The 23,804-nt window shown below is 58.7% G+C and carries 20 protein-coding genes; 10 read left to right on the forward strand and 10 right to left on the reverse strand.

Going from position 1 to position 23,804, the window contains the following annotated elements; genetic code table 11:
* The first annotated feature begins 148 nt into the window (after nt 1-148).
* The 3 genes from BLM14_RS14430 (at nt 149) to BLM14_RS14440 (ending at nt 6,090) form a co-directional block, all read left to right on the forward strand.
* Complete coding sequence (locus tag BLM14_RS14430; RefSeq protein ID WP_100000032.1) at nt 149-3,439, forward strand: PAS domain S-box protein; 3,291 nt, start codon at nt 149-151, stop codon at nt 3,437-3,439.
* 96 nt (nt 3,440-3,535) lie between these two features.
* Entirely contained in the window at nt 3,536-4,096 is a 561-nt protein-coding gene (locus tag BLM14_RS14435) for an NAD(P)H-dependent oxidoreductase (protein ID WP_100000033.1), read from the forward strand.
* A 116-nt stretch (nt 4,097-4,212) separates the two neighbouring features.
* The gene (locus BLM14_RS14440; protein ID WP_100000034.1) at nt 4,213-6,090 is read left to right on the forward strand and encodes an AsmA family protein; all 1,878 of its coding nucleotides are present in this window, start codon (nt 4,213-4,215) and stop codon (nt 6,088-6,090) included.
* 238 nt (nt 6,091-6,328) lie between these two features.
* On the opposite strand, the gene BLM14_RS14445 is transcribed toward BLM14_RS14440, so the two are convergent.
* From BLM14_RS14445 to BLM14_RS31080, 7 genes are all read right to left on the reverse strand, one after another.
* Nucleotides 6,329-6,649 (reverse strand): endonuclease domain-containing protein, encoded by a 321-nt coding sequence (locus tag BLM14_RS14445; RefSeq protein WP_335672059.1) that lies wholly within the window; start codon nt 6,647-6,649, stop codon nt 6,329-6,331.
* 240 nt (nt 6,650-6,889) lie between these two features.
* Nucleotides 6,890-7,708 carry an ABC transporter permease gene (locus tag BLM14_RS14450; protein ID WP_100000035.1) on the reverse strand — a complete coding sequence of 273 codons (819 nt, stop codon included), beginning with the start codon at nt 7,706-7,708 and terminating at the stop codon, nt 6,890-6,892.
* 10 nt (nt 7,709-7,718) lie between these two features.
* A complete protein-coding gene (locus tag BLM14_RS14455; RefSeq protein ID WP_100000036.1) occupies nt 7,719-8,630 on the reverse strand; it encodes an ABC transporter permease subunit in 912 nt (303 codons plus the stop codon).
* 13 nt (nt 8,631-8,643) lie between these two features.
* Nucleotides 8,644-9,789, reverse strand: a complete 1,146-nt coding sequence (locus BLM14_RS14460; protein WP_100000037.1) for an ABC transporter ATP-binding protein — start codon at nt 9,787-9,789, stop codon at nt 8,644-8,646.
* A 68-nt stretch (nt 9,790-9,857) separates the two neighbouring features.
* Nucleotides 9,858-10,949 (reverse strand): polyamine ABC transporter substrate-binding protein, encoded by a 1,092-nt coding sequence (locus BLM14_RS14465; protein WP_100000038.1) that lies wholly within the window; start codon nt 10,947-10,949, stop codon nt 9,858-9,860.
* A gap of 169 nt (nt 10,950-11,118) precedes the next feature.
* Nucleotides 11,119-12,057 carry a DMT family transporter gene (locus tag BLM14_RS14470; protein ID WP_100000039.1) on the reverse strand — a complete coding sequence of 313 codons (939 nt, stop codon included), beginning with the start codon at nt 12,055-12,057 and terminating at the stop codon, nt 11,119-11,121.
* Nucleotides 12,058-12,138: 81 nt separating this feature from the next.
* On the reverse strand, nt 12,139-12,294 hold the full coding sequence (locus BLM14_RS31080) for a hypothetical protein (protein ID WP_157929537.1): 156 nt from the start codon (nt 12,292-12,294) through the stop codon (nt 12,139-12,141).
* A 96-nt stretch (nt 12,295-12,390) separates the two neighbouring features.
* Here BLM14_RS31080 and BLM14_RS14475 point away from each other — a divergent pair, with 96 nt between their 5' ends.
* Nucleotides 12,391-13,260 carry a LysR family transcriptional regulator gene (locus BLM14_RS14475; protein ID WP_100000040.1) on the forward strand — a complete coding sequence of 290 codons (870 nt, stop codon included), beginning with the start codon at nt 12,391-12,393 and terminating at the stop codon, nt 13,258-13,260.
* Nucleotides 13,261-13,284: 24 nt separating this feature from the next.
* Here the strand turns inward: BLM14_RS14475 and BLM14_RS14480 are convergent, their stop codons facing one another.
* Entirely contained in the window at nt 13,285-14,727 is a 1,443-nt protein-coding gene (locus BLM14_RS14480) for a helix-turn-helix domain-containing protein (protein WP_100000041.1), read from the reverse strand.
* A 394-nt stretch (nt 14,728-15,121) separates the two neighbouring features.
* Between BLM14_RS14480 and aceA the strand changes: the two genes are divergently transcribed.
* The 5 genes from aceA (at nt 15,122) to BLM14_RS14505 (ending at nt 21,147) form a co-directional block, all read left to right on the forward strand.
* Nucleotides 15,122-16,411, forward strand: coding sequence for an isocitrate lyase (aceA, locus tag BLM14_RS14485; RefSeq protein ID WP_100000042.1), 1,290 nt, complete (start codon nt 15,122-15,124; stop codon nt 16,409-16,411).
* Nucleotides 16,412-16,508: 97 nt separating this feature from the next.
* The gene (locus BLM14_RS14490) at nt 16,509-16,742 is read left to right on the forward strand and encodes an SMc00767 family acetate metabolism repressor (RefSeq protein ID WP_100000043.1); all 234 of its coding nucleotides are present in this window, start codon (nt 16,509-16,511) and stop codon (nt 16,740-16,742) included.
* A gap of 584 nt (nt 16,743-17,326) precedes the next feature.
* Nucleotides 17,327-18,049: a Crp/Fnr family transcriptional regulator gene (locus BLM14_RS14495; RefSeq protein ID WP_237143376.1), complete on the forward strand. Its 723-nt coding sequence runs from the start codon at nt 17,327-17,329 to the stop codon at nt 18,047-18,049.
* Between the two features lie 143 nt (nt 18,050-18,192).
* The gene (locus BLM14_RS14500) at nt 18,193-19,626 is read left to right on the forward strand and encodes a glutamine synthetase family protein (protein ID WP_100000044.1); all 1,434 of its coding nucleotides are present in this window, start codon (nt 18,193-18,195) and stop codon (nt 19,624-19,626) included.
* 234 nt (nt 19,627-19,860) lie between these two features.
* Nucleotides 19,861-21,147 carry an NAD(P)/FAD-dependent oxidoreductase gene (locus BLM14_RS14505; protein ID WP_100001341.1) on the forward strand — a complete coding sequence of 429 codons (1,287 nt, stop codon included), beginning with the start codon at nt 19,861-19,863 and terminating at the stop codon, nt 21,145-21,147.
* On the opposite strand, the gene BLM14_RS14510 is transcribed toward BLM14_RS14505, so the two are convergent.
* A complete protein-coding gene (locus tag BLM14_RS14510; RefSeq protein WP_100000045.1) occupies nt 21,144-21,935 on the reverse strand; it encodes a crotonase/enoyl-CoA hydratase family protein in 792 nt (263 codons plus the stop codon). The genes BLM14_RS14505 and BLM14_RS14510 overlap by 4 nt on opposite strands.
* 89 nt (nt 21,936-22,024) lie before the next feature.
* Between BLM14_RS14510 and BLM14_RS14515 the strand changes: the two genes are divergently transcribed.
* The gene (locus BLM14_RS14515) at nt 22,025-22,624 is read left to right on the forward strand and encodes a TetR/AcrR family transcriptional regulator (RefSeq protein ID WP_100000046.1); all 600 of its coding nucleotides are present in this window, start codon (nt 22,025-22,027) and stop codon (nt 22,622-22,624) included.
* Here the strand turns inward: BLM14_RS14515 and BLM14_RS14520 are convergent.
* Nucleotides 22,611-23,735 carry a beta-ketoacyl-ACP synthase III gene (locus BLM14_RS14520; RefSeq protein WP_100000047.1) on the reverse strand — a complete coding sequence of 375 codons (1,125 nt, stop codon included), beginning with the start codon at nt 23,733-23,735 and terminating at the stop codon, nt 22,611-22,613. The genes BLM14_RS14515 and BLM14_RS14520 overlap by 14 nt on opposite strands.
* Nucleotides 23,736-23,804 lie beyond the last annotated feature (69 nt).

The raw sequence follows: 23,804 nt of genomic DNA on the forward strand, positions 1-23,804 counted from the left end.
CCCTTGTGCCGGAAGTTAACTAAACCAAGAGAAAGACATGTAAGATAAGGGGCTGCGAGTGGACGAGCGGCGGCTGGATCATTATTAACAAAGTATTAAGACGGCCGCGTGAATGCGGATCTTTCCTGCGGAGTGTACTGGTCAACATATGGCGTCTGGAACCTACCCATTCATCGACATCGCCGTCCTGGACGAAATCCGCGAGCATTTCGCCAATGGCGACGCGCTTGTGGTTATTTCGCCGGATCTCGCGCGGGTCATCTGGGCCAATGGCCACGGTGCGTCGATGCTTGGCTACGGCGCCATCGACGATATTCTGAACAGCGACGATGTACTCGGTATCCAGGCGCGGCGGCAGCTCATGGCGCTTGATGGCTTTCCGGCCATCGGCCATGGACGCACGGTTTCGCTGCGTGTCGCCTTCGGCCTTTCGAGCCGCATCCTGACGTTTCAGGCAAGTGACCTCGCACTGCCGCGCGGCGAACAGGCCATCCTTCTTTCCATTGCCAATGCCGACCGGACAGGCTCGGAAGTGACGACCGCCGCGCTGGCGATCCAGGGTTTTGGCGACCAGTCATCCCACGCGGCCATGATCGACTCCGTCGGTACGGTCATTGCCGCATCGCAACAGTTCCACAAGCTCGGCTTTACGGACAAGATCCTCGGCGACCTGGTACGCGAGGTGCGGCTTGAGCGGAACCGGCTGGTAAAGCGGCCGGTGCAGACGCCGAAGGGCGCGATACCGACCGGCATCGCAAGGCTGACCGACAGCCCTGCCCTGCACCTGCTGTTTGCCATCGAGCCGGAGACTGCGAGCGAACAGGCTGCGACTGTTATTGCTGAGGAAGCGCCAGCTGTCGGTGTTGTTTTGCCTGAGCCAGAAGTGCAGGCGGACAACAATGCGCCGAATGCCGAAGAGATGTCCGCAACGAACGGAGACAAGGCGCAAGCGTCGCTCGCCTTCGAACGCCCCGCCGAGATTTCGAATTCACCTTCATCCCGCGCCGAAGAGCCAAACGCGAATTCCGGCGAAAAGTCATCGGAAACATTTCAATACGCACCGTCGCAAACACCGGTTCGCTTTGCCTGGAAGGTCGATGCGCAGGCGATTTTCAGCGAGATTTCGCCCGAGTTCGCGGCTGCAGTAGGACCAGCATCCGCTTCGATCATTGGCAGGCCTTTCCGCGACATTGCTGCGAGCTACGGCCTCGACACCGACGAGTCCATTGCCGAATTGCTGGAGCGGCGCGATACGTGGTCCGGCCGGACTGTGCTGTGGCCGATCGAAGGCACGGAATTGCGCGTGCCGATCGAGCTTGCTGCGCTGCCAATCTATTCGCGTGATCGCGCTTTCCTGGGCTTCCGCGGATTTGGCGTCGCGCGCATGGGCGATGTTGCCGTCGATCCCCAAGCGATCGGCATGACATTGGCTGAAAAGCCGGATCTGCAGGAAGAGCTGGCGCCGGATGCAAGCGAGGTCGATGTGCCGGGCATCGCCGGAGATACAGATACGGCCGACTCTTTCAACGGCGAAACGCCAGCGATCGCCATCACACCGCGCGCGCCCGACCAAAGCGTCGCTGGCAGAACTCACGGCGAGGGCATCGAAGGCAATGTCATACCGCTCAAGGCGCAGCGGCCGCTGCGCGATGACGGCCGGCTGAACGATGCCGAGCGCAATGCATTCCGCGAAATTGCCGAACGCCTGCGCCGGGAAGTACTGAGCGACACGCCAAAGAGCTCCGTCGACGCAACGCCGGCACCGGCCGAGCCCGCGCATGAGACAAGGCAGCCGCCTGTTGCGGCATCATCGCCATCCGCTTCCGGGGCAAGGGTTCCGGACGCGGAAGTCGTGGGCCCGGGATTTGCCGCTGCGGCTATCAAGGACGGCAGCGAGAACGCGGCTGAAGCTGCGGCTGCCAAGGATTTCGCCGACAATATTCGTGTGCAGGCGCGTCAGGGCGTCGACACGTCCATTCTCGCAGCCCTGCCGCTACCGGTCCTGATCCACCGCCACGGCCAGATCCTCTATGCAAATCCGGCGCTGCTGGACGCGATATTGTACGACACCTCCGACGCCATCAACGCGGCAGGCGGCCTGAGCACGCTCTTTGCCGATGGATCCGACGATAGTGACGATGAGGAGGACGAAGGCGGTATGAACCTGCGCCGCCGCGATGGCTCCACGACGCGGGTCCAGGCGCACCTTCAGGCAGTCCGCTGGGATGAAAGCAGCGAGAATGGCGAGCGGGCGCTGCTGCTGGCGCTGTCGCCAAAAGTTCCGGCCGGCAACCATTTCGACGAGAGCGAACGACAGCTGCTGCAGACGCGCATCGACGAGCTCAATGCCATTCTCGATACGGCGACCGACGGCGTCATCCTGCTCGATTCTGCCGGCACGATCCGTTCGGTCAATCATTCCGCCGCCGCGCTCTTCGGTTATGAACCGGAAGAAGTGACAGGCAAAGCATTTTCGCTGCTGTTTGCCGTCGAGAGCCAGCGCGCCGCGATGGATTATCTCAACAGCCTGTCGGAGAACGGCGTGGCCAGCCTGCTCAATGATGGGCGCGAGGTCATCGGTCGCGAGAGCCAGGGGCGCTTCATTCCACTGTTCATGACGATCGGCAAACTCGATGCGTCCAAAGGTTATTGTGCGGTGTTGCGCGACATAACCCATTGGAAGCGGGCGGAAGAAGAGCTGGTCAGCGCCAAACGCGAGGCGGAACGCACGTCGAGCCAGAAGAGCGAATTTCTCGCACGCATCAGCCACGAGATCCGTACGCCGCTCAACGCCATCATCGGCTTCTCCGAACTGATGGCGGACGAGAAATTCGGCCCGGTTGGCAATGACCGCTACCGCGACTATCTCAATGACATAAGCCGGTCCGGCAATCATGTGCTGTCGCTGGTCAACGATCTTCTCGATATTTCGAAGATCGAAGCTGGGGCGGTGGAGATGGATTTCGAAGCCGTGTCGCTTAATGACGCGCTGACGGAAGCCGTTGCCATCATGCAGCCGCAGGCCAATCGCGAGCGCGTCATCATCCGCTCGAGCCTTACGTCTCGTCTGCCGGATATCGTGGCCGACCATCGTTCGATCACCCAGATCGCGCTGAACCTTTTGTCCAATGCGATCCGGTTCACCGGCCCCGGCGGACAGGTGATCGTTTCAACGAGCTATGAGGCGAGCGGCGAGGTGTTGCTGCGCGTACGCGATACGGGCATCGGCATGACGCGGCAGGAAGTCGAACAGGCGCTGCGGCCCTACAAGCAGATCACCACGCCTAAGCATGCACGCAGCGATGGCACCGGGCTTGGACTGCCGCTGACCAAGGCAATGGCCGAAGCTAACCGGGCGAATTTCACCATCGATTCCACACCGGGACGCGGAACGATGGTCGAGATAACATTCCCTTCGACACGGGTTCTGGCGGAATAATCCTCAAATCCACCAAATCAATAATACAGTATATTGATCATCCATTGGAGTGATCTATCCGACTTCGGCATTCTCCTGCCATCAAAGGAGAAACACATGCCCAAGACACTGATCCTCATTTTCCACCCGGACTTCACGCACTCGCGCGCCAACCGCGCTTTGGCCGATGCGGCCTCACAGCTGGCCAACACGGAAATTTTCGACGTGCAATCTGCTTATCCCGACAACAGGATCGATGTGGATGCGGAGGTTCAGCGGCTACTCGGCGCGGATCGCATCGTCTTCCAGTTCCCGATCCAGTGGTATGCGGCGCCGCCAATTCTTCAGGCCTGGCAGAACGCCGTGCTGACCCGGATGTATTATCTGAACTACGAGAGCGAAGGCCGTTTGCTGGAAGGCAAGCCGCTGCAAGTTGCCGTCACCGCCGGCAACACGCCATCGGCCTATACCGCACGCGGTACCAACCTGCTTCCCTTGCGGGAAATCCTCACTCCATTGCGCGTTACGGCCCATCGTTGTGGCCTTTTATGGACCGAACCCTTCATCGTCTACGAGGCGATGAAGGCCCCGGACGCAACGCTGCGCCAAGCCGGCCAAGCCTATGCGCAATGGCTTAGTCACGAGAGCACGCAATTGTTACAATATGCAACAATTTGACGCTCAAAGAGTCTAACCGACTTGAATTGCTGCAGATGATCGCTAAACGGTGGAAGGTGAAGCATAGATCCTGCCGGTTCGGCTAACCGGCGGGATACGAAATATCGGAAACGCTCATGTCCTGGTACAGGCCGAGGAACCTTCTCGCCACGATCTTGATGATGGCTCTCGTTGCCGGGGGAATCCTTGTTGCCCTGCCCTATCTCGTCAGCACGGATCTGATCCGGGCACGGCTGATCCAGGAGATCAGCAATTGGACCGGCTATACGGTCGAATCGAACCAGTCACCGCAGATATCGTTTTTTCCCGTTTTCGGCGCATCGCTTGGTGACGTGACCATCCGCAATCCGTGGCAAAGCGAAGGCGCGCCGTTCATGCAGGCGGAGCGGATCGAGGTTGACCTGTCGCTATTCTCGGCACTGATGGGCAACATCGAATTCACCGAAACCAAAATCGTCCGGCCGCGATTTGTCATTGATGAGCCGATAAAGAGCCTGTCGCAGATCGGCGAGGCGCTGGCCAGGAGCGACGGGCGGATCGGTGATGTCGTACGGGAGGCGCGCGCTGCGGTGGAAGCTAACCCGGCGAAGCCCGACATGAGCGCGGTCTCGTCGCAGCCGTTCGGGCGTGTGAGGCTCGAAGATGCGATGGTTACATTCAAACGGCCGATCAACGGCGCGGAAGAACAGATATCGAGCATCAGCGGCGTTTTCGACTGGCCACAAACGTCCGGTGTCGCCAGTTTCCGCGGTACGGCAATATGGCATGGGGAAGAAACGGAAATCGACAGTTCTGCAACCAGGGCATTGCTGCTTCTGGCCGGTGGTACCAGTCCGCTCCAGGTCAACTTGAGTTCGACGCCCCTGACGTTCTCTTTCAACGGATCGGCAAATATTTCCCGGGACCAGTTCTTCGAAGGCACCCTGTCATTGACCTCCCCCTCGCTGCGCAGGACGCTCGAATGGTCGAGGATGGCCTCCGTGCCCAGCGCCCCGATCGGCAGTTTCGCGCTGGACGCATCCGTCTACGGTTCCGCCAACCGGATGAAGCTGGACGGACTGACGGCCACGCTGAACGACAATCCGGCCAAGGGGGTCATCGAGGTCGTGCTCAACGGGGGAGCGCCCAGCATCACGGGCACCCTGGCCTTCGAAACTCTCGATCTTCATTCCACTTTCGCGGGCTTCATGCCCTTGCCGGACAGTTCGGCGAGTTCGGACGCCGTGATCAGCACTGATTTCCTGAACCAGCTCACACTGGACCTGCGCGTTTCCGCCCAAAAGGCAACGATTGGCCCGGTCAATCTTTCGAAGGTTGCGGCGACGGCACAAATCCGCAATGGCCGGGCCATCTTCGATATTGGCGAAGCGTCGGCCTTCGACGGTTCCGTTGCCGCCAGCTTCCAGCTTGCGGATGAAGGCGACGGTGCAGCGCTGGGAGAACTTCGTCTCAACGGAACCGACGTCAACAGCGCGTCGATCGCTTCATTGCTTGGCCTTGGCAACCGCTTCGAACTCGGAAAGGGCACGATGTCGCTTGTACTGAAGGGGCCGATATCGCGCTGGTCCTCGGCATTGGCCAGCGCCAAGGGAACGCTAAGCATGCGCTTTGGCTCGGGCCAGATCCGGAGCCTGGATTTCAATAGCCTGCTGAGCAAGGCCAAGACAGACCGTTTCTTCAGCCTCAACGAAAAGACCGAGGCCTGGCTTGCTTTCGACAGGCTGGAGATCAAGGCCAACATCATGGATGGTGTTGCGGCGATCGATACGGCGCAAATCCAGACTAAATCCGGTACGCTGAGTTTTGCCGGCATCGTGACCCTGATCGGCAAGAGCCTGGCGCTCACCGGCGATTTCGCTGCGCCTGTCGCCGTGCCAGCACCAGCGGGCGCCGCGGCAGATGCGCCGAAGCCCGAACCGACATTCAACCACACGCGCTTCTTCATCGGCGGGTCCTGGGACAACCCCTTTATCTCACCGATCATTTCCCCATAGAACAAAAGTCAGTCTGCATAGCTATTGGAACCTTTTGCGAAAATGCTATTCTGCGCTTGGAGCAGGAGGATGAGCTTTCGCCCACCTCCCGTTTCCTGGTTTACTGAAAAAGGACCCGGATGGTGAGTGTCCAGCTCGTCCGGGTCTTTTTCAATTCCAGGGTGATATTCAGCGGGCTCCGCTTATCTCCCCCCTTGTGGGGAGAAAGCGATTTCAGCATCTTAGCCCTTGCTAAGTGCTAGAAATCGCCAGAGAGGGGAATGTGAACCCAGCTTTGTCGCTTGTTCGCTTCGTGTAGGATCTGTGAACATACCCCGTCCAGATTGCGAATGATCTCATCGTTCCAGAAGCGCAGCGTTTTGAAACTTGATGCATTCAAACATTTATCGCGTTCCAGATCTGAGTTGCATCCTGAATGACTCCCATCCAGTTCTATAATCAGCTTTGACCTAAAGCAGACGAAATCCACTATGTAGCCGAGAAGCGGCGCTTGCCGTTTGAATTTCAAACCACCCAATTGATTGTTTCGGATTGCTTGCCACAGGATGTTCTCCGCCAAAGTTGCGTCCCTGCGCATTTTCCGTGCGTATGTTCGAATGATTGGAGGTGTGTTTTGACGGATATCTTGGATTTTCCAAGGATTTAGCAAAGAGGCTAAATCCAGGAAAATCCTTTCTCCCCCACAAAGGGGGGAGATAAGCGCTCGGTCTTGATGCATTATTGTCGGGTTTGATGCGGGCGGCAACGAACGCCCAGTTGCAAATCCGTGCAACCGGCGCGTCGTGGGTTGTTTTAAACGTTAGTTCCGCGCCGCAGCCTGTTCGTCGCGGGCCTTTTGAACTTCCCGGCGCTTGTTGGCGATCGACGCAATAATCACCCCAACCGCGACAATTGCGATCAGCATGGTACAGGCGGCGTTGATCTCCGGCGTGACGCCGAGGCGGACCTGCGAGTAGATGCGCATCGGCAGGGTGGTTGCACCAGGCCCCGAGGTGAAGCTCGAAATCACCAGATCGTCGAGTGACAGGGTGAAGGCCAGCATCCAGCCGGAGACAACGGCAGGGAGGATGACCGGTAATGTGACCTTGAAAAAGGTGGTGACCGGTGTTGCACCCAAATCCATTGCCGCTTCTTCCAGCGAGCGGTCAAACGTTACCAACCGCGACTGCACGACCACCGCCACGAAGCACATGGAAAAAGTGATGTGCGCCAGGGTCATCGTCCAGATGCCGCGGTCAAAGCCAATTGCCACGAAGAGCAGCAGCATCGAAAGTCCGGTGATGACTTCCGGCATGACCAGCGGCGCGTAGATCATCGCGGAGAACAGCAGCCGTCCGCGAAAACGCGTATACCGCGTCATTGCCAGCGCCCCAAGCGTTCCGAGAACCGTCGCCACGGTCGCCGACACGAGGCCGACGCGGATGGTCACCCAGGCCGCGTCGATGAAGCTCTGATTGTTGAACAGCGACACATACCATTTGGTGGAGAAGCCGGCCCAGACTGTAACAAGGCGAGATTCGTTGAACGAATAGACGATCAGGAGCACGATCGGCAGATAGAGAAATGCGAAGCCGAAAACCAGCGAGGCAATGTTGAAGCGGGACCAGGTGGTGTTCATGTGTTTTTCCTCACTTCTCGGCTTCCTGTGCCCGTGCTTCCGCCCGCTGGAACAGCACGATGGGAACGACCAGCAACAGCAGCAGGATTACCGCAACGGCGGATGAAACCGGCCAGTCGCGGTTGGAGAAGAATTCGTTCCACAGCGTCTTGCCGATCATCAACGTCTGCGACCCGCCGAGCAGATCCGGAATGACGAACTCGCCCACCGCCGGGATGAACACAAGGAAACAGCCTGCAATGACGCCTGGAAGCGATAGCGGAAATGTGATCTTCCAGAATGCGGCTATGGGCGGGCAACCCAGGTCCTCGGCGGCCTCGACCAGCGAATAGTCCATCTTTTCCAGCGCCGAATAGATCGGCAGGACCAAGAATGGGAGGTAGGAATAGACGATGCCGATAAACACGGCTGTATTGGTGTTGAGGATGTTGAGTGGCGTGCCGATCACATGCGCCCACATCAGGAACTGGTTGAGCAGGCCTTCGGGCTTCAAGATGCCGATCCAGGCATAGACCCGGATCAGAAAGCTGGTCCAGAACGGCAGGATCACCAGCATCAGCAGCGTTGGCCTGATCGTCGCAGGCGCGCGCGCCATGCCATAGGCGATCGGGTAGCCGACGATGAGTGTCAGGACGGTCGAGACGCCCGCGATGAGCAGGCTCGAAAGGTAGGCCTTATAATAGAGCGGATCTTCGACGAGCCAAATGTAATTGTCCCATGCGAACTGGGAGAAGCTGTTCTTGAAGGCCTGCCAGCCAGCCGACAGATCAAACGCCGGGGAATAGGGCGGGATCGCCATCTCCACTTGCGACAACGAAATCTTGAAGACGATAAAGAAGGGAATGAGAAAGAAGATCAGCAGCCAGAGGTAGGGAACAGCGATTACCAGGCGGCTGGCAATTGACGAGATCAATTTTTGCATCGGCCAATCCCCCTCACGCGGTCAGAACGATGCCGGCGTCGGTATCGAAATTGACCCAGACCATGTCGTCATAGCCGAGCGGGTCCTCGACGGTGCGAACCGCATTCAGGCTCGCCGCCTTGATGATCCGGCCGCTTTCAAGCTTCACATGGAAAACCGTCATGTCGCCGAAATAGGCGATATCCCACAATTCGCCATGGGCGGAATTGATCGACGGGTCGGCCGGCTGCTTGCGGCTGACCCGGATTTTCTCCGGACGGATAGCAAAGCCGACCGGTTGGCCGACGGCACAGCTTTTCGAAGCGTCGGTGCGGATGGTGAAGTTTTCCGGTGCGATGGCGATGTCGATCTTGCCATTGGCCACGGCGGCGGCCGTCCCCTCGAACATGTTCACATTGCCGATGAAGTCGGCAACGAATTTCGAGTTGGGTGCTTCATAGACTTCGGCAGGCGTTGCCACCTGCATGACCTTGCCCTTGTCCATGACGGCAATGCGATCGGCCATGGTCATCGCTTCTTCCTGATCGTGGGTCACCACCACGAATGTCAGGCCGAGCTTCATCTGCAAGTCCATCAGTTCGAACTGGGTTTCCTCGCGCAGCTTCTTGTCGAGCGCGCCGAGCGGCTCGTCCAGCAGCAGGACCTTCGGGCGCTTTGCCACGGCGCGGGCAAGTGCCACGCGCTGGCGCTGGCCGCCGGAGAGCTGGTGCGGCTTGCGCTTGGCAAAGCGTTCCAGCTTCACCAGCTTGAGCATTTCGGCAACGCGCGCCTCGATATCACCCTTTGCCATGCCATCCTGCTTGAGGCCGAAGGCGATGTTGCCCTCGACGGTCATGTGCGGGAACAGCGCATAGGACTGGAACATCATGTTGACAGGGCGCTTGTAGGGCGGGATGCCCCGCATATCCTGGCCATCGATGAGGATGCGGCCGGCGGTCGGCTCCTCGAACCCGGCGAGCATGCGCAGCAAGGTGGACTTGCCGCAGCCGGAGGCGCCCAAGAGCGCAAAGAATTCGCGGTTGTAAATATTCAGGGACAGGTCATCGACGGCGGTAAAATCGGCGAACTTCTTGGTGACGTTCTCGATCGCTATGAAGGGCTTTGCTTCAGGATCGTTCCAAGGTGCGAATTTACGGCGAAAGCTTCCCAATGACTTCATGATTTGCCCCGGTCTTTTCTGTACATTTTAAAAGACCCCGGCATTGGCTGCCGGGGTCTTTTGAAGTTTTACTGGCCTGTGACCACTTTCGTCCATAGCCGCGTGACCACGCGCTGCGTTTTCGTGTCATAGGGCGTAACGGTGAAAAGCTTGCCCAGCACCTCCGGTGTTGGATAGACTGCGGGATTATCGAGGATCGCCTTGTCAATCGAAGCCTGAGATGCCTTGTTACCATTGGCATAGGAAACAAAGTCCGTTGCCTTTGCAGCGACCTCCGGCTTCAACAAATAGTTGATGAATTCATGAGCTTCGGCAACGTGCGGTGCGTCAGCCGGGATCGCCATCACATCGAACCACATCTGAGCGCCCTGCGCGGGGATCGCGTAATCAACACTTACACCCGCCTTGGCCTCCTCGGCGCGTCCCTTCGCCTGGAGGATATCGCCGGAATAGCCCAGAGCGAGACAGATATCGCCGTTGGCCAGGCCATTAATGTATTCGGAAGAGTGGAACTTGCGCACATAGGGACGGATCGACTCGAGCAAAGCACCAGCCTTGGCCAGTTCATCCGGATCCTTGCTGTCCGGATTGAGGCCGAGATAGGCCAGCGCCGAAGGCATGACGTCGGAAGCGGAATCGAGAATGTGAATACCGCAATCCTTGAACTTTGCCGCCATTTCCGGCTTGAACAGCACATCCCATGTCGGCTTTTCATCCGAGCCGGTGATTTGCTTCATCTTGTCGACATTGTAGCCAAGACCGGTCGTTCCCCACATATAGTCGACAGCATATTGATTGCCGGGATCGTATGTGCTGATCCGCTCATTGATGACGTCCCATGTATTGGAAAGATTCGGCAGCTTCGACTTGTCGAGCTTCTGGAACACACCGGCCGCGATCTGGCGTTGCAGGAAGGATGCGGTGGGGACCACCACGTCATACCCCGTACCGCCGGCAAGCAGCTTCGTTTCAAGGATTTCGTTGGAGTCAAAGGTGTCGTAGACGACCTTGATGCCGGTTTCCTTGGTGAAATCTGCGAGAATGGAAGGATCGATATAATCCGACCAGTTGTACACGTTGACGACACGCTCCTGAGCCCATGCCGAGGTGGCAAGACCAAGCGCCAGAGTGGCCGTCAATAGAACAGACTTTATACCCATTTATGTCTCCATGCTGCCGGCACGTCGTTGCTCGATGATGCCGTGTTCCCGTGGTGGGCCTACCTTTTTAGATTGCGATGACTTCGTCAACTGGCTTGAAGCAACACCTTCGTCTAAAATTGCGCAAGTGCGAAAATTTTTTGGGTGCAACGCGGCAGCAATGCCGCAACTATCGCGCGACCTGAACCCGGCGCTGGCGGCGGTATTCCCAGCCGAGATGGATGAGCAAGGCACACAGGATGATGGCGCCGCCGATGATGGTGCGCGGCGCCGGAACCTCGTTGTGCAGCAGCCAGACCCAGACCGGTCCAAGCACCGGCTCGAGCGTGCTGATCAACGCGGCAAGCGCGGAAGGAATGAGCCGGGCGCCGCTGACGAAGAGCGCGAGACCAAGGCCGAGATTGATCGCACCGAGGGCAAAGAGCAGGGCGAAATCGCGCGTGCTTGCGGAAAACTGCCCGGCCATGAGCGAGGCAACGCAGGCGGCAATGACCACGCCAAGGAAGACCGCCGGCGTCATGCGCAGATGCGCCTTGCGGCGGGTAATGACTGTCGCCGAGGCGAAGGAGATGGCGATGAGCAGCGCCAGCATGTCACCGATGGGCGAGACCTCGCCATCGAGCGAATCCGAGACCATGATGGCCACACCGGCGATGACCACGGCGATGGCGATCCATGTCGCCGCGCTCACCCTTTCGCGAAACAGCACCCACGAGATCAGAGCCGCGAGTAGCGGCACGCCCGCCTGCAGCAGCAGTACATTGGCGACGGTCGTATAGGACAGCGCGATGATGAAAGATGATGAGGCAGTGGCGAAGCAGATGGCGACGCCGAGACCAGCCAGTCCCATATGCTGGAAGAGACGCCATGTGCCGCGCGGCCCGTCACGCGCCAGCATGAAGCACAGGAGAAACAGCGCGGCAAAGAATGAGCGCCAGAAGACGACGGTCCAGTTGTCGCTGACCTCGAGGAAGCGCGTCAGGGCGCCGCCGGTGCTCCAGGCGATCGCCGCGCCTGCCACCAGCAGGCAGCCGATCGCGGCCTCCGAAGAACTTTTGACGGGATCGGGCCCGGTAACGGGCGGCAGGGGAACGGCTGAGACACTCATGCGCGCACAATGCCAAGCCTGCATACAAGGTCAAGACCGGAACGCGACCAGACATTGTCGGTTTCACGCCACGAATGGCGATCACCACAGCATCAGTCCTTTAATACGCGCAATCCATTTTCGAAACGAGCCGGATCCGAAGCCAAACTGCGTGTAAAATTCATCCTCGGTCAACTTGCGCGGGTGACGACCCGCGATCTGCTGATGCGCGAGCGCCCAGACGAGATAGGTATCCATATTTATCTCCACCGAAAAACAACTTGCAGGAGATCGTTAAATTGAGCAGAATTTTCACGAGTTTCTACAGACTTGGCTGAAACATGTTTTTCAAAAATGAAAAATGATAATTGGGATGATCTGAAATTCTTCCTGCATGTCGCGCGCGAAGGCGGCTTGACTGGCGCGTCGGAGAAAACCGGCATCAGCCCGGCGACAATCGGCCGGCGCGTGCTGGCGCTGGAACGGCAGATCGGGCGCAATCTCTTCGTGCGGCGGCAGACGGGCTATTCGCTGACCAAGGATGGCCAGTCATTGCTGTCGCATGTCGTCGAGATGAACGAGGTGGCCCAGTCGATCGACGCCTGGAATGAGGACGTTTATGAGTTGCCGGCAGTGCGGATTTCAGCGGGAAGCTGGATGTCGCATTTCATGGCGACCAATCTGGACCAGCTGTGGACACCGGACGATCGCTTCCGCATCTGCTTCAAGACGGCGGAAATCCGGCTCGACCTCGTGCATCGCGAAGCCGATATCGGCATTCGCAACCGTTTTCCGGAGAGCGAAAATCTGGCCGCACGGTCCGTCGGCGATGTCGCCTACGCACCCTACTGCGCCAGCCACTTCAACATGGTACGCGATTGCAACTGGGTGGGCATCGGGGCCGATGACGCCATCACTCCGTCCGCACGCTGGCTACTGGCGCAAAAGGATCTGTGGGTGACGATCTGGGCCAACACGCCGCGCATGCTGCACGACCTTTTGCGCAGTGGGGCGGGACGCGGCGTGCTGCCCTGCTTTGTCGGCGATGCCGATCCGGCACTGCTGCGCGCCGGGGACGAGATCAAGGATCTCTACCACCGGCAATGGCTGGTCATGCACAATGACGACCGGCATCGTCCGGAAATCCGGACGCTGGTCGAGCGGCTGGCGCAGCTCATCGAAAAGCAGCAGCCGCTGTTTCGCGGACAGAGGCCGCGGGTGTGATCAGTTTGCGCCGTTCCAGGCATACTACTGAAAATCGAACGCGCTCAGCCCCGTCACCATTTCATCCAGCCCCAGCGGACGCGTTACCGGCGGTTCGGCGCGGGAGAGGCAGGCCGAGCGCTCGCACAGGCGGCAGGCCGGGCCGACCGGCGTTACGCCGACGAACTTGCCGAGCGGCGGGGCGCTGATGCTCCGGTTGCCGAGCGCGCTGCCATAGACCGTCTGGTCGGCATATTCGATGTCGCAGCCAAGAAGGATCGCCGTGCGGCGCGGGCGCTCGTTGAAGGCGCCCTGCGGTCCTTCCAGCGTGCGGGCGATGGTGAGGAATTCGGCGCCATCCGGCATCTCGACAGCCTCGACGAGGATCTGGCCGGGCTGGGCGAAGGCGGCGTGAATGGGAAGCTTCGGGCAATCGCCACCAAAGCGCGACTGCGGATAGCCCTGCGCCCCTGCCCGGCGGAAACGATTGCCCGCATGGTCGACCTCCAGCATGAAGAACGGAATGTCATTCTTGCCGGTAAGGGTGGTCAGGCGATTGGCCGCTTGTTCGAAGGATACGTTGAAGCGGGAGCGCAACACATCGATATCGTAGCGCGCGCGCCCCGCGGCCGTCTGGAACGCCTGCCAGGGCATCATCAGCGCGTGGGCGGCGTAGCGCCCAAGCTCGAAGCGGGCGATGCGCCGCGCCTCGTCGGAGGAGAGTTTCAGGTCCTGGATTTCTGCGGCGATGACCACCTGCATGCGCATGAGCGCGGCTTCCATCGCCACTTCGCGCAGCTGGTCGAAGGGCGACAGCCGCTCGGAGATGAACAGGCGCTGCGAATGGCGATCATAGCGCCGCCGCCAGTTCGGCATGGTCGCAACCGGCAGGATGCGCACCGATATGCCGTGCTCAGCTTTAAGCCAAGCTTTGAGCGCGCCCATCAGATCGTCGCCGGGCTTGATCAGGCTGGTGAAACTGTCGACCTCGCCTTCGATGCGGGGGAAATGGTTGGCACGGCGCTCCAGCACCTCGCGCACCTCGTTCAGCGGCAGGCGCGTGGCGGATAGGGATGGCGCCCTTCCATCCTTGGCCAGGAGTTCTGACAGGTCGGAAAGCCGTTCGAGCGATTCGCGATAGGCGCGATAGAGCTTGATGATGCCGGTGGCGGCATTGGGTGCGGCATCGCTGATCTCGATGAGTTCCTGATCCCCCGGCAATTCGCCATTGAGCAGCGGATCGGAAAACACTTCCTTGAGCGCCGCCATGGAAGAGCCGGTCTCCATCTGCAGCGTGTCGAGCTCGATCTTGTAGGTGGAGGACAGTTTCAGCAGCAGCTGTACGGTCAGCGGCCGCTGGTTGCGCTCGATCAGGTTGAGATAGGATGGCGAAATGCCGAGCGCCTCGGCCATCGCGGTCTGGGTCAGGCCGCGTTCGTTGCGGATGCGCCTGATGCGCGGACCTGCGAAAATCTTTCCTTCAGCCATGGCACCCCACTATTGCCGGCGTCGCTGCTGTGCGTGGTTCGACAGGCTCACCATTAGGGTGGTCGAGAGTTGCAGGGAGCCACGCTCTGCAATGTTCCCTATTGGCATTGCTGTCCATCCACATCCCTCATGGTGAGCCTGTCGAACCACGTACAGCGGTATTGCAGCTGTGACAAGATTTACACAAAATTCTCAAAATCTTAATATTACAATCTTTACAACTTTACAATCGCGATTTGTCAAACGCCTGACAGCATAACTCGATAAAATCGCACAAAACCGCGATATTTCTGGAATATATCGCGCTGCAATGTAAATTTCGTCATATCAACGCAGCCGTCAAACTCCCTATCAGGCAGGCTGCTGCGGGACAAAACTCTTTGTGGAGACAACAATGACTGATTTTTACAACCTCGTACCAAACGCACCGGAGGGCCGCTATGATGGTATCGAACGCCCCTATACACCTGACGATGTCAAGCGACTGCGAGGCTCGGTTCAGATCAAATATACTCTCGCTGAGAACGGTGCCAACCGGCTCTGGAAGCTCATCCACGAAGATGGTTTCGTCAATGCGCTGGGCGCTCTCTCGGGCAACCAGGCTATGCAGATGGTTCGCGCAGGCCTCAAGGCAATCTATCTTTCCGGATGGCAGGTTGCTGCAGACGCAAACACAGCTTCAGCCATGTATCCTGACCAGTCGCTCTACCCGGCCAATGCCGCGCCGGAACTGGCCAAGCGCATAAACAAGACGCTGCAGCGCGCCGACCAGATCGAGACGGCGGAGGGCAAGGGCCTTTCGGTCGACACCTGGTTCGCGCCCATCGTTGCCGATGCTGAAGCAGGATTTGGCGGACCGCTCAACGCCTTCGAGATCATGAAGGCCTTCATCGAAGCAGGCGCTGCCGGCGTTCACTATGAAGACCAGCTCGCTTCGGAAAAGAAGTGCGGCCATCTGGGCGGCAAGGTGCTGATCCCGACGGCGGCGCATATCCGCAACCTGAATGCCGCGCGGCTTGCCGCCGACGTCATGGGAACGCCGACACTGGTCATCGCCCGCACCGACGCGGAGGCCGCCAAGCTTCTGACATCGGATATCGACGAGCGGGACCAGCCCTTCGTCGATTACGATGCGGGCCGGACGACGGAAGGCTTCTACCAGGTCAAGAACGGCCTTGAGTCCTGTATTGCCCGGGCTATCGCCTATGCACCGCATGCGGATCTGATCTGGTGCGAGACATCGAAGCCGGATCTCGAACAGGCCAGGCGCTTTGCCGAAGGCGTGCGTAAAGAGCATCCGGACAAGCTGCTCGCCTATAATTGCTCGCCTTCCTTCAACTGGAAGAAGCATCTGGATGAGGCGACGATCGCCAAGTTCCAGCGGGAGCTCGGTGCGATGGGCTACAAGTTCCAGTTTATCACGCTGGCCGGGTTCCATCAGCTCAACTTCGGCATGTTCGAGCTGGCACGCGGCTACAAGGAACGGCAGATGTCGGCCTATTCGGAACTGCAGGAGGCGGAATTCGCCGCCGAGGTCAATGGCTACACCGCGACCAAGCATCAGCGCGAAGTCGGTACCGGCTATTTCGACGCGGTTTCGCTGGCAATCACCGGCGGCCAGTCATCGACGACGGCGATGAAGGAATCGACCGAGACGGACCAGTTCCGCCCGGCTGCAGAGTAACCACCAATCAGGACTGGCGGCACGGCCCATATCTGCCGCCGGTCAACCCGGACGATCAAAGGATCGTTCGCTGCAACGCCAAAAAAAGGAGAAGATCATGGCACCGCAGACACGCGTTAAGGAACGGGCCGAGGAGCAATCATCGGCCATGAATACAGACCAGCAGGCTGTCATTCGCATGGTCGCCAATGACCTGCATCGCCTCAACCAATCCGTGATGAAGGCGGTTGACGCCGGCGTGTCCGTGGAACTGGTCCGCTCCGCCCGCCATCATGGCGGAGACGGCAACTGGGGCGATCTTCTGATCCCCGTCGTCGTTACCAGGCAATAAGCTCATCCGTGGCCTTCTCTGGCTTCGGTCTGGGGCCAGCACGGAGAGCAGAGAGCCGCCCGCAAGCGATTGCGGGCGGTTTCTTGCATTAGGGAGGCGGCAACCGGGACTGGTATAGAATCCCTGCAACGAACGGAATTTTACTTGCTTATCAGTGCATAAGCCAAGTTATACTTTGATCAGATATTTTGAAATCGCAAGTTACCTCAAATACATCATCGTACTTATCTATTGAAAGCTGGCGGCATCTCTGCACGACTGAAAAAAATAATTGACCATGGGTAGACAGTATCGCCAGTAAAAACATACACTGTTGCCATTTATAATATTAAAAGTTGTTTTTGCGCTATTTTTGTATACAATTAGTTACATGCATAAATAAATTCAAAATATTTTAAAGTATTCCTGATAAAATATTCATTGTGTGTTATAATAATCCCTGAGCAAGACATTTGCTTTTCTATAGGAGAATAGAGCTGAGGACCAATTGTCCATTGGTGGACATTGTATTGTGTCGATTTTTAATTTCGCTATTGATGCCATTTTGGCACGCTGGATTTCTCCGTTCCCGGCGGAAAGGGAACATGATGCCATCATCACAATCCGCCTTTGAGAACAAGCTTCTCAGGCACATGCCTGCCGGCGATTTTGATTTGCTGGCTCCTTATCTCGAACCCCAAACCTTGCCATTGCGATATTCGATTGAGGTTTCACAGACACCTGTGAGCGCTGTCTTCTTTCTCGAAACGGGCCTTGCGTCCATCGTTGTCAAAATGCCCGATGGCCGCGATATCGAGGTCGGAATATCCGGCAATGACGGGATGACCGGTCCTGCGGTCATCCTTGGCGGAAAGCAATCGCCGCACGATACCTATGTGCAGATCGCCGGGCATGGGTTCAAGATCACGGTCGCTCGCCTGCATGAAGTTATGGAGGCGAGCAAGACCCTTCGCGACTATCTGTTGCTCTATGTCCAGACAATGGTCATCCAGACTGCATCGACAGCGTTGGCCAATGGTCAGGCAGATGTTCCGGCGCGGATGGCACGCTGGCTGTTGATGGTGCATGACCGTATCGATGGCGCAAACATCCTGCTGACGCACGAGTTCCTGGCGGTCATGCTTGGCGTAAGAAGGCCATGGGTAACGGAAATCCTGCACCTGCTGGAAGACAAACGGCTGATCCGGGCGAAGCGAGGGCAGATAACAATCGTCGACCGGAAAGGTCTTGTGAGCGAGGCCAACGGGTTTTACGGGGTTGCAGAAGCCGAGTACAAGAGACTTTTGGGGATAAATCTGTCGCGCTGAGCTACGGTTGTGATTCCTGGATTGATATCCGGGTGTCTGCGGCCCGCATCAAGCGGAGCCAGACGACAATTTTCTCAAGCCCGCCTCCCATCCGGCGTTTTTTTGCTCTATCATCCTGTCACCGCAACTCATTCTGGTGATTGATGCCTTCCGAAACTCCTGAAAAAAAGCCCGCACGAACCACAACACGGCGGCGTACGCCCGCTTATGTCAAGGCAACCCGCGGCGTGAAAAACTGGCGCGAAGCTTCCGAGTGGCTGGCCTGGCGGGATATCGAGGACATCGAGTGCATTACGCCGGACCAGGCCGGCGTGGCGCGCGGCAAGATGATGCCATCGAAGAAATTCACCTCCAACACGTCGCTGGCGCTGCCCTCCGCCGTGTTCATGGCGACGATCTCCGGCTCCTACCCAGAAGACGGTCACGGCTTCTCCTATCCGGAAGATGACGGCGACCTGAAGCTGATGCCGGATCTTTCCACGCTCTCGGAAGTGCCGTGGGAAAGCGACCCGACCGCGCAGGTCATCTGCGACCTCGTCAACAAGGACGGGCAGGCGGTGGAATTTACCCCGCGCAATGTGTTGAAGCGCGTCGTAGCGGCCTATAACAAGAAAGGCCTGAGGCCGGTCGTTGCGCCGGAAATCGAATTCTATCTGGTGAAAAAGAACCCGGACCCGGACTACCCCCTTACCCCGCCCGTAGGCCGTTCGGGCCGCGCCATTGGCGGCGGCCAGGGTTATTCCATCGCCGGCGTCAACGAGTTCGACGAGCTGATCGACGACATCTATCATTTCTCCGAAAGCCAGGGTCTCGAGATCGACACGCTTATCCACGAGGAAGGTGCTGCGCAGCTCGAAATCAACCTGCGTCACGGCGATCCGATCGAGCTTGCCGATCAGGTGTTCCTGTTCAAGCGCACCATCCGCGAGGCAGCGCTGAAGCACGACATGTATGCAACCTTCATGGCCAAGCCCATCCAGGGTCAGCCGGGATCGGCCATGCATATCCATCAGTCGATCGTCGACAAGAAGACCGGGCGCAATATCTTCTCCAATCCGGATGGAACGGAGAGCGAGGCCTTCCGCCATTTCATCGGCGGCATGCAGAAGCATGTCCCGGCTTCGCTGGTGATGTTTGCGCCATACGTGAATTCCTACCGGCGGCTGACGCCGGCCGCCTCCGCGCCTGTGAATGTCAAATGGGGCTATGATAACCGCACCACGGCCTTCCGTGTACCGCGCTCGGACCCGGCGGCGCGACGCGTGGAAAACCGCATCCCCTCCTCCGATGCCAATCCCTATCTGGCGCTGGCGGCCTCGCTCGCCTGCGGTCTCCTCGGCATGAACAACCGGACCGAGCCCGATGCGCCCGCCTCGACGACGGTCAACGACAACCTCATCGAACTGCCGCGCGGCCTGATCGAAGCGACGCTGCTGTTCGAGCAGGACAAGGACCTGATTGCCATGCTCGGCGAATCCTTCGCCATCACCTACGCCGCCATCAAACGCGCCGAGTTCGAGACCTTCATGGAGGTTATCAGCCCGTGGGAGCGTGAATTTCTGTTGCTGAATGTGTGATGATGCAGCCTTATCTCCCCCCTTGCGGGGGAGAACGCGATTTCAGCATCTTAGCTCTGGCTAAGTGCTAGAAATCGCAAGAGAGGGGATGGTGCTCTCAGCACATATAGGCATATCCCCTCACTTGGATTTTCTAAGGATTTAGCCAGGGCTAAATCCAAGAAAATCCTTTCTCTCCCGCAAGGGGAGAGATAAGTGGAGCCCGAGGAATACCAAATCGGATTGCATCAAAATATGCCCTATCAATCCCCCATCTCCCCCGGCATTTCCTGGTATGAGTCCACGATTGCCGACCGCACCGAATACCCGGCGCTGGATGGATCGCGTTCTGCCGATGTCGTTATTGTCGGTGGTGGCTTTACCGGCCTCTCCGCCGCCGTGCACCTCGCATCGGCGGGTGTCGATGTGGTGCTGCTCGAAGCTTATCGCTTTGGCGATGGCGCGTCGGGGCGCAATGGCGGGCAGCTCGGTACCGGACAGCGCGCCTGGGCGGAAGACCTCGAAGGGCAATATGGCTTCACGCGTGCAAAGGCGCTGTTCGACCTTGCCGAGGAAGCCAAGGCACATCTCCTCGAATTCGCCGAGACCCACAGGATCGACATCGAGTTCGTTCCGGGACAGATGTCCGTGGTGCACAAGAAGCGTTACCTGAAAGACTATCAGGCTCACGCGGAACTGATGGCGACGCGCTTCGGCTATCCGCATATCCACTACATGGATGCGAAGGAGACCGCTGAGCGGCTTGGCTCCACGCGCTATCTGGGCGGCACCTATGACAAGGGCACCGGCCATATCCAGCCGATGAAACTGGTGGTCGGCACCGCCAAGGCGGCGGCGCAGGCTGGTGCGCATCTTTATGAGAACACCAAGGTCACAGGGATAAAATCCGAAAATGGCCGGGTTACTGTCACCACACCGACCGGCAGTGTGACGGCGGCGAAAGGCCTGATCGCGGTCAATGCCTATGGCGGCAATCTCGAGCCCATCAGTGCATCGCATGTCATGCCGATCCGCTCGTTCATTGGCGCAACGGTGCCGCTGGGACCAGACAGTCCCGTGCTGCCCGGCGGCGAGAGCGTCGACGATTCCCGCTTCGTCGTGCGGTATTTCCGCCGCTCGAAGGATGGGCGGCTGCTGTTCGGCGGGCGCGAGGCCTATACGGCGGACAATCCGCTCGACATCAGCACGCATATCCGCCGCCAGATCGCCGAGATCTACCCGGCGCTCGCCGATGTTGAGATCACGCAGGCCTGGGGCGGCTCGGTGGGCATCACCCTGCCGCGCCAGCCCTTCGTGCGCGAGGTCATGCCCAATGTGATCTCGGCCGGCGGCTATTCCGGGCATGGCGTGATGCTGTCGAACTTCGTCGGCAAGCTCTACGCCGAGACGGTAGCGGGCAATCGCGACCGGCTGAAGCTGCTGGAGGACCTGAAAATCCCGGCCTTCCCGGGCGGGCGCACCTTCCGGGCGCCGCTGCTGTTCCTCGCACTCAGCTGGTATGCGCTGGTGGACCGGATTTAGCGGCCAGTATAGGCGGGCGCGCGTCTTTCGATCCAGGCATCGAGCCCTTCTCGAAGGTCATGGGTCGGCACAACCCGCGCGAACTGTTCGCTCTCAACGGCTAAACCTTCGCCGATCGTCATGTTCAGCCCGCGCGTGACCGCAGTAATGATGCTGGCGGCGGCAACGGACGAATGGCGCACGATGCGGCCGGCCATATCAAACGCCGCCGGCAAGAGATCGTCATGCGGGACGATCCGGTTGATCAGGCCCAGTTCGTAGGCCCGTTCCGGTGAGAACGTGTCGCCGGTCAACAGCAGTTCCAGCGCGCGCTTGCGGCCGGCAAGGCGCGGCAACCGCTGTGTTCCACCAAATGTAGGCGGCATGCCGAGATTGATTTCGGGCTTGGCAAAGATCGCGTGTTCGCTAGCTATGGCAAGATGCACGGCTTCGGTGATTTCACAGCCGCCACCGAAGGCAATACCGTTGACCGCGGCGATGATGGGTTTGCGGAATGCCTCCATGCGCGCGGTCATGGCCTGACCGCGCCGTACGAACTCCTTGACCGCAAGATCGGTGCCCTTGCGCACGCTTTGCGAGAACTCATGAATGTCTCCACCAGCGGAGAAGGCCCGGTCCCCCGCTCCCGTGAGGACGACCGCGCGGACCGAGCCGTTATCCTCGATATAGTCAAGCAAATGCAGCAGACGATCATTGACCGCATAGTCGAGCGCATTGAGCTTTTCTGGCCGGTTCAGGGTGAGAAGGGCGATCCCTCCTCTTACTTCCATAAGAACTGGATCTGACATCGGTTCTACCTCTCCACAGTCTTCAATGCATCAAAGGCTAGCGGTCGGGTTGGATTGTGTACACTCACTGGTTAGTATACTTTGATGTGATGGCAAGAACCTCAGACCCCACCCGCGATCGCATTCTCGATGCTGCAAACCACCTGTTCTATGCGGAAGGCATTCGCAGTGTCAGCGTCGATGCGGTGGCGGAAAGGGCCAAGCTGACGAAGAAGACACTTTACTATCACTTCAGAAGCAAGGACGAACTCATCGCGGCCTATCTCGAATCCCGCGATCAACCGAACCTCGCCCTCTTCGCCAAATGGTTTGGCGAAGAGGGCGAGGGTCTGATTGCCGACAGGGTCGAGGCGATCTTTGTCAACCTGGCGAAGGCAGCGCGGCACAAGAAGTGGAAGGGATGCGGCTTCTTGAGAACCGCTGCGGAACTGGCAAATATGCCGGGACATCCCGCCATGAAGATCGGCTCTGCCCACAAGAAGAAATTTGAAGCGTGGTTGGCCGAAAGATTCGAGCACGCCTTGCTGCCTGAACCGCATCTGCTCGCGCGGCAGATCGTGCTTCTCATGGACGGGGCATTTTCAGTAATGCTGGTCCATCGTGATCCGACCTACATCGAAGCGGCAGGCAAGGCGGCATCGGCGCTTGTCAGCGCCAATGGCATTGCCGAACAAACTAAACTTTCCTGACGATCACGCTGCCCACAGAATATCCCGCGCCGAAGGAGCAGATGACACCGAGGCTGCCAGGCGCGAGGTCGTCGGAATATTTGGAGAAAGCGATGATCGAGCCTGCCGACGAGGTATTGGCATAGTCCTGCAGGATGTTCGGCTGTTCGCCGGGTTCCGGCTCGCGGCCAAGTACCTTGACGCCGATCAGGTCGTTCATGCCCTTGTTGGCCTGGTGCAGCCAGAGCCGTGACAGGTGCGCGGGCGCGATATTTTCATCGGCAAGGTGGGTGAGGATGAGGTCGGAGACGATCGGCACCACCTGCTTGAACACCTTGCGGCCTTCCTGTCGGAACAGCATGTCGCGCCGGTCCGCCATATGCCCCTCCCGCGTGCGGCGCAGGAAGCCGTTATTGTTGCGGATATTGTTGGAGAACTGCGTAAGGCAGCGCGTCGAAACGATCTCGAAGCGGTCTTTTGCCGAAGCCAGATCATCGCGTTCGAGCAGCACGGCGGTGCAGACATCGCCAAAGATGAAATGGCAGTCGCGATCGCGCCATTCGAGATGCGCCGAGCAGATCTCCGGATTGACCATCAGTATGGCACGGGCCGAACCCGAGCGTATCATATCGGCCGCCGCCTGGATGCCGAAGGTAGCCGAGGAACAGGCGACATTCATGTCGAAACCGAAACCTTGAATTCCCATGGCTTCCTGTACTTCGATGGCGATGGCCGGATAGGCGCGCTCGTGATTGGAGGCAGCGCAGATCACGGCGTCGATTTCCGACGCGTCGCGGCCGGCCTTGGTGAGCGCCAGAGTGGCGGCATGGACCGCCATTTGCGCCATGACCGACAAATCCTCATCGCTGCGTTCCGGCAGGACCGGATGCATGATGTCCGGGTCGAGTATGCCCGACTTGTTGAGGACGTAGCGGTTTTCGATGCCGGAAGCGCGGACGATGAAATCCTCCGCAGACATGGTCATCGGCTGGCGGGTTCCCGCAGCGATCTCGTCAGCATGAATTTCGTTCTGTCTTGTGGCATAGGTATTGAATGCCTCGACGAGTTCGGCATTGCTGATGGACTGTTCCGGCGTGAAGACGCCCGTACCGCTGATGACAACTTTATGCATGGCGCTTCCAGAATTTCTTACTCAAGAAAAGCGATAAAGATTCCCTGCGTGTCACGCAAGGTATCCCGC

The sequence above is a fragment of the Phyllobacterium zundukense genome (assembly GCF_002764115.1).
Classification (GTDB): Bacteria; Pseudomonadota; Alphaproteobacteria; order Rhizobiales; family Rhizobiaceae; genus Phyllobacterium; species Phyllobacterium zundukense.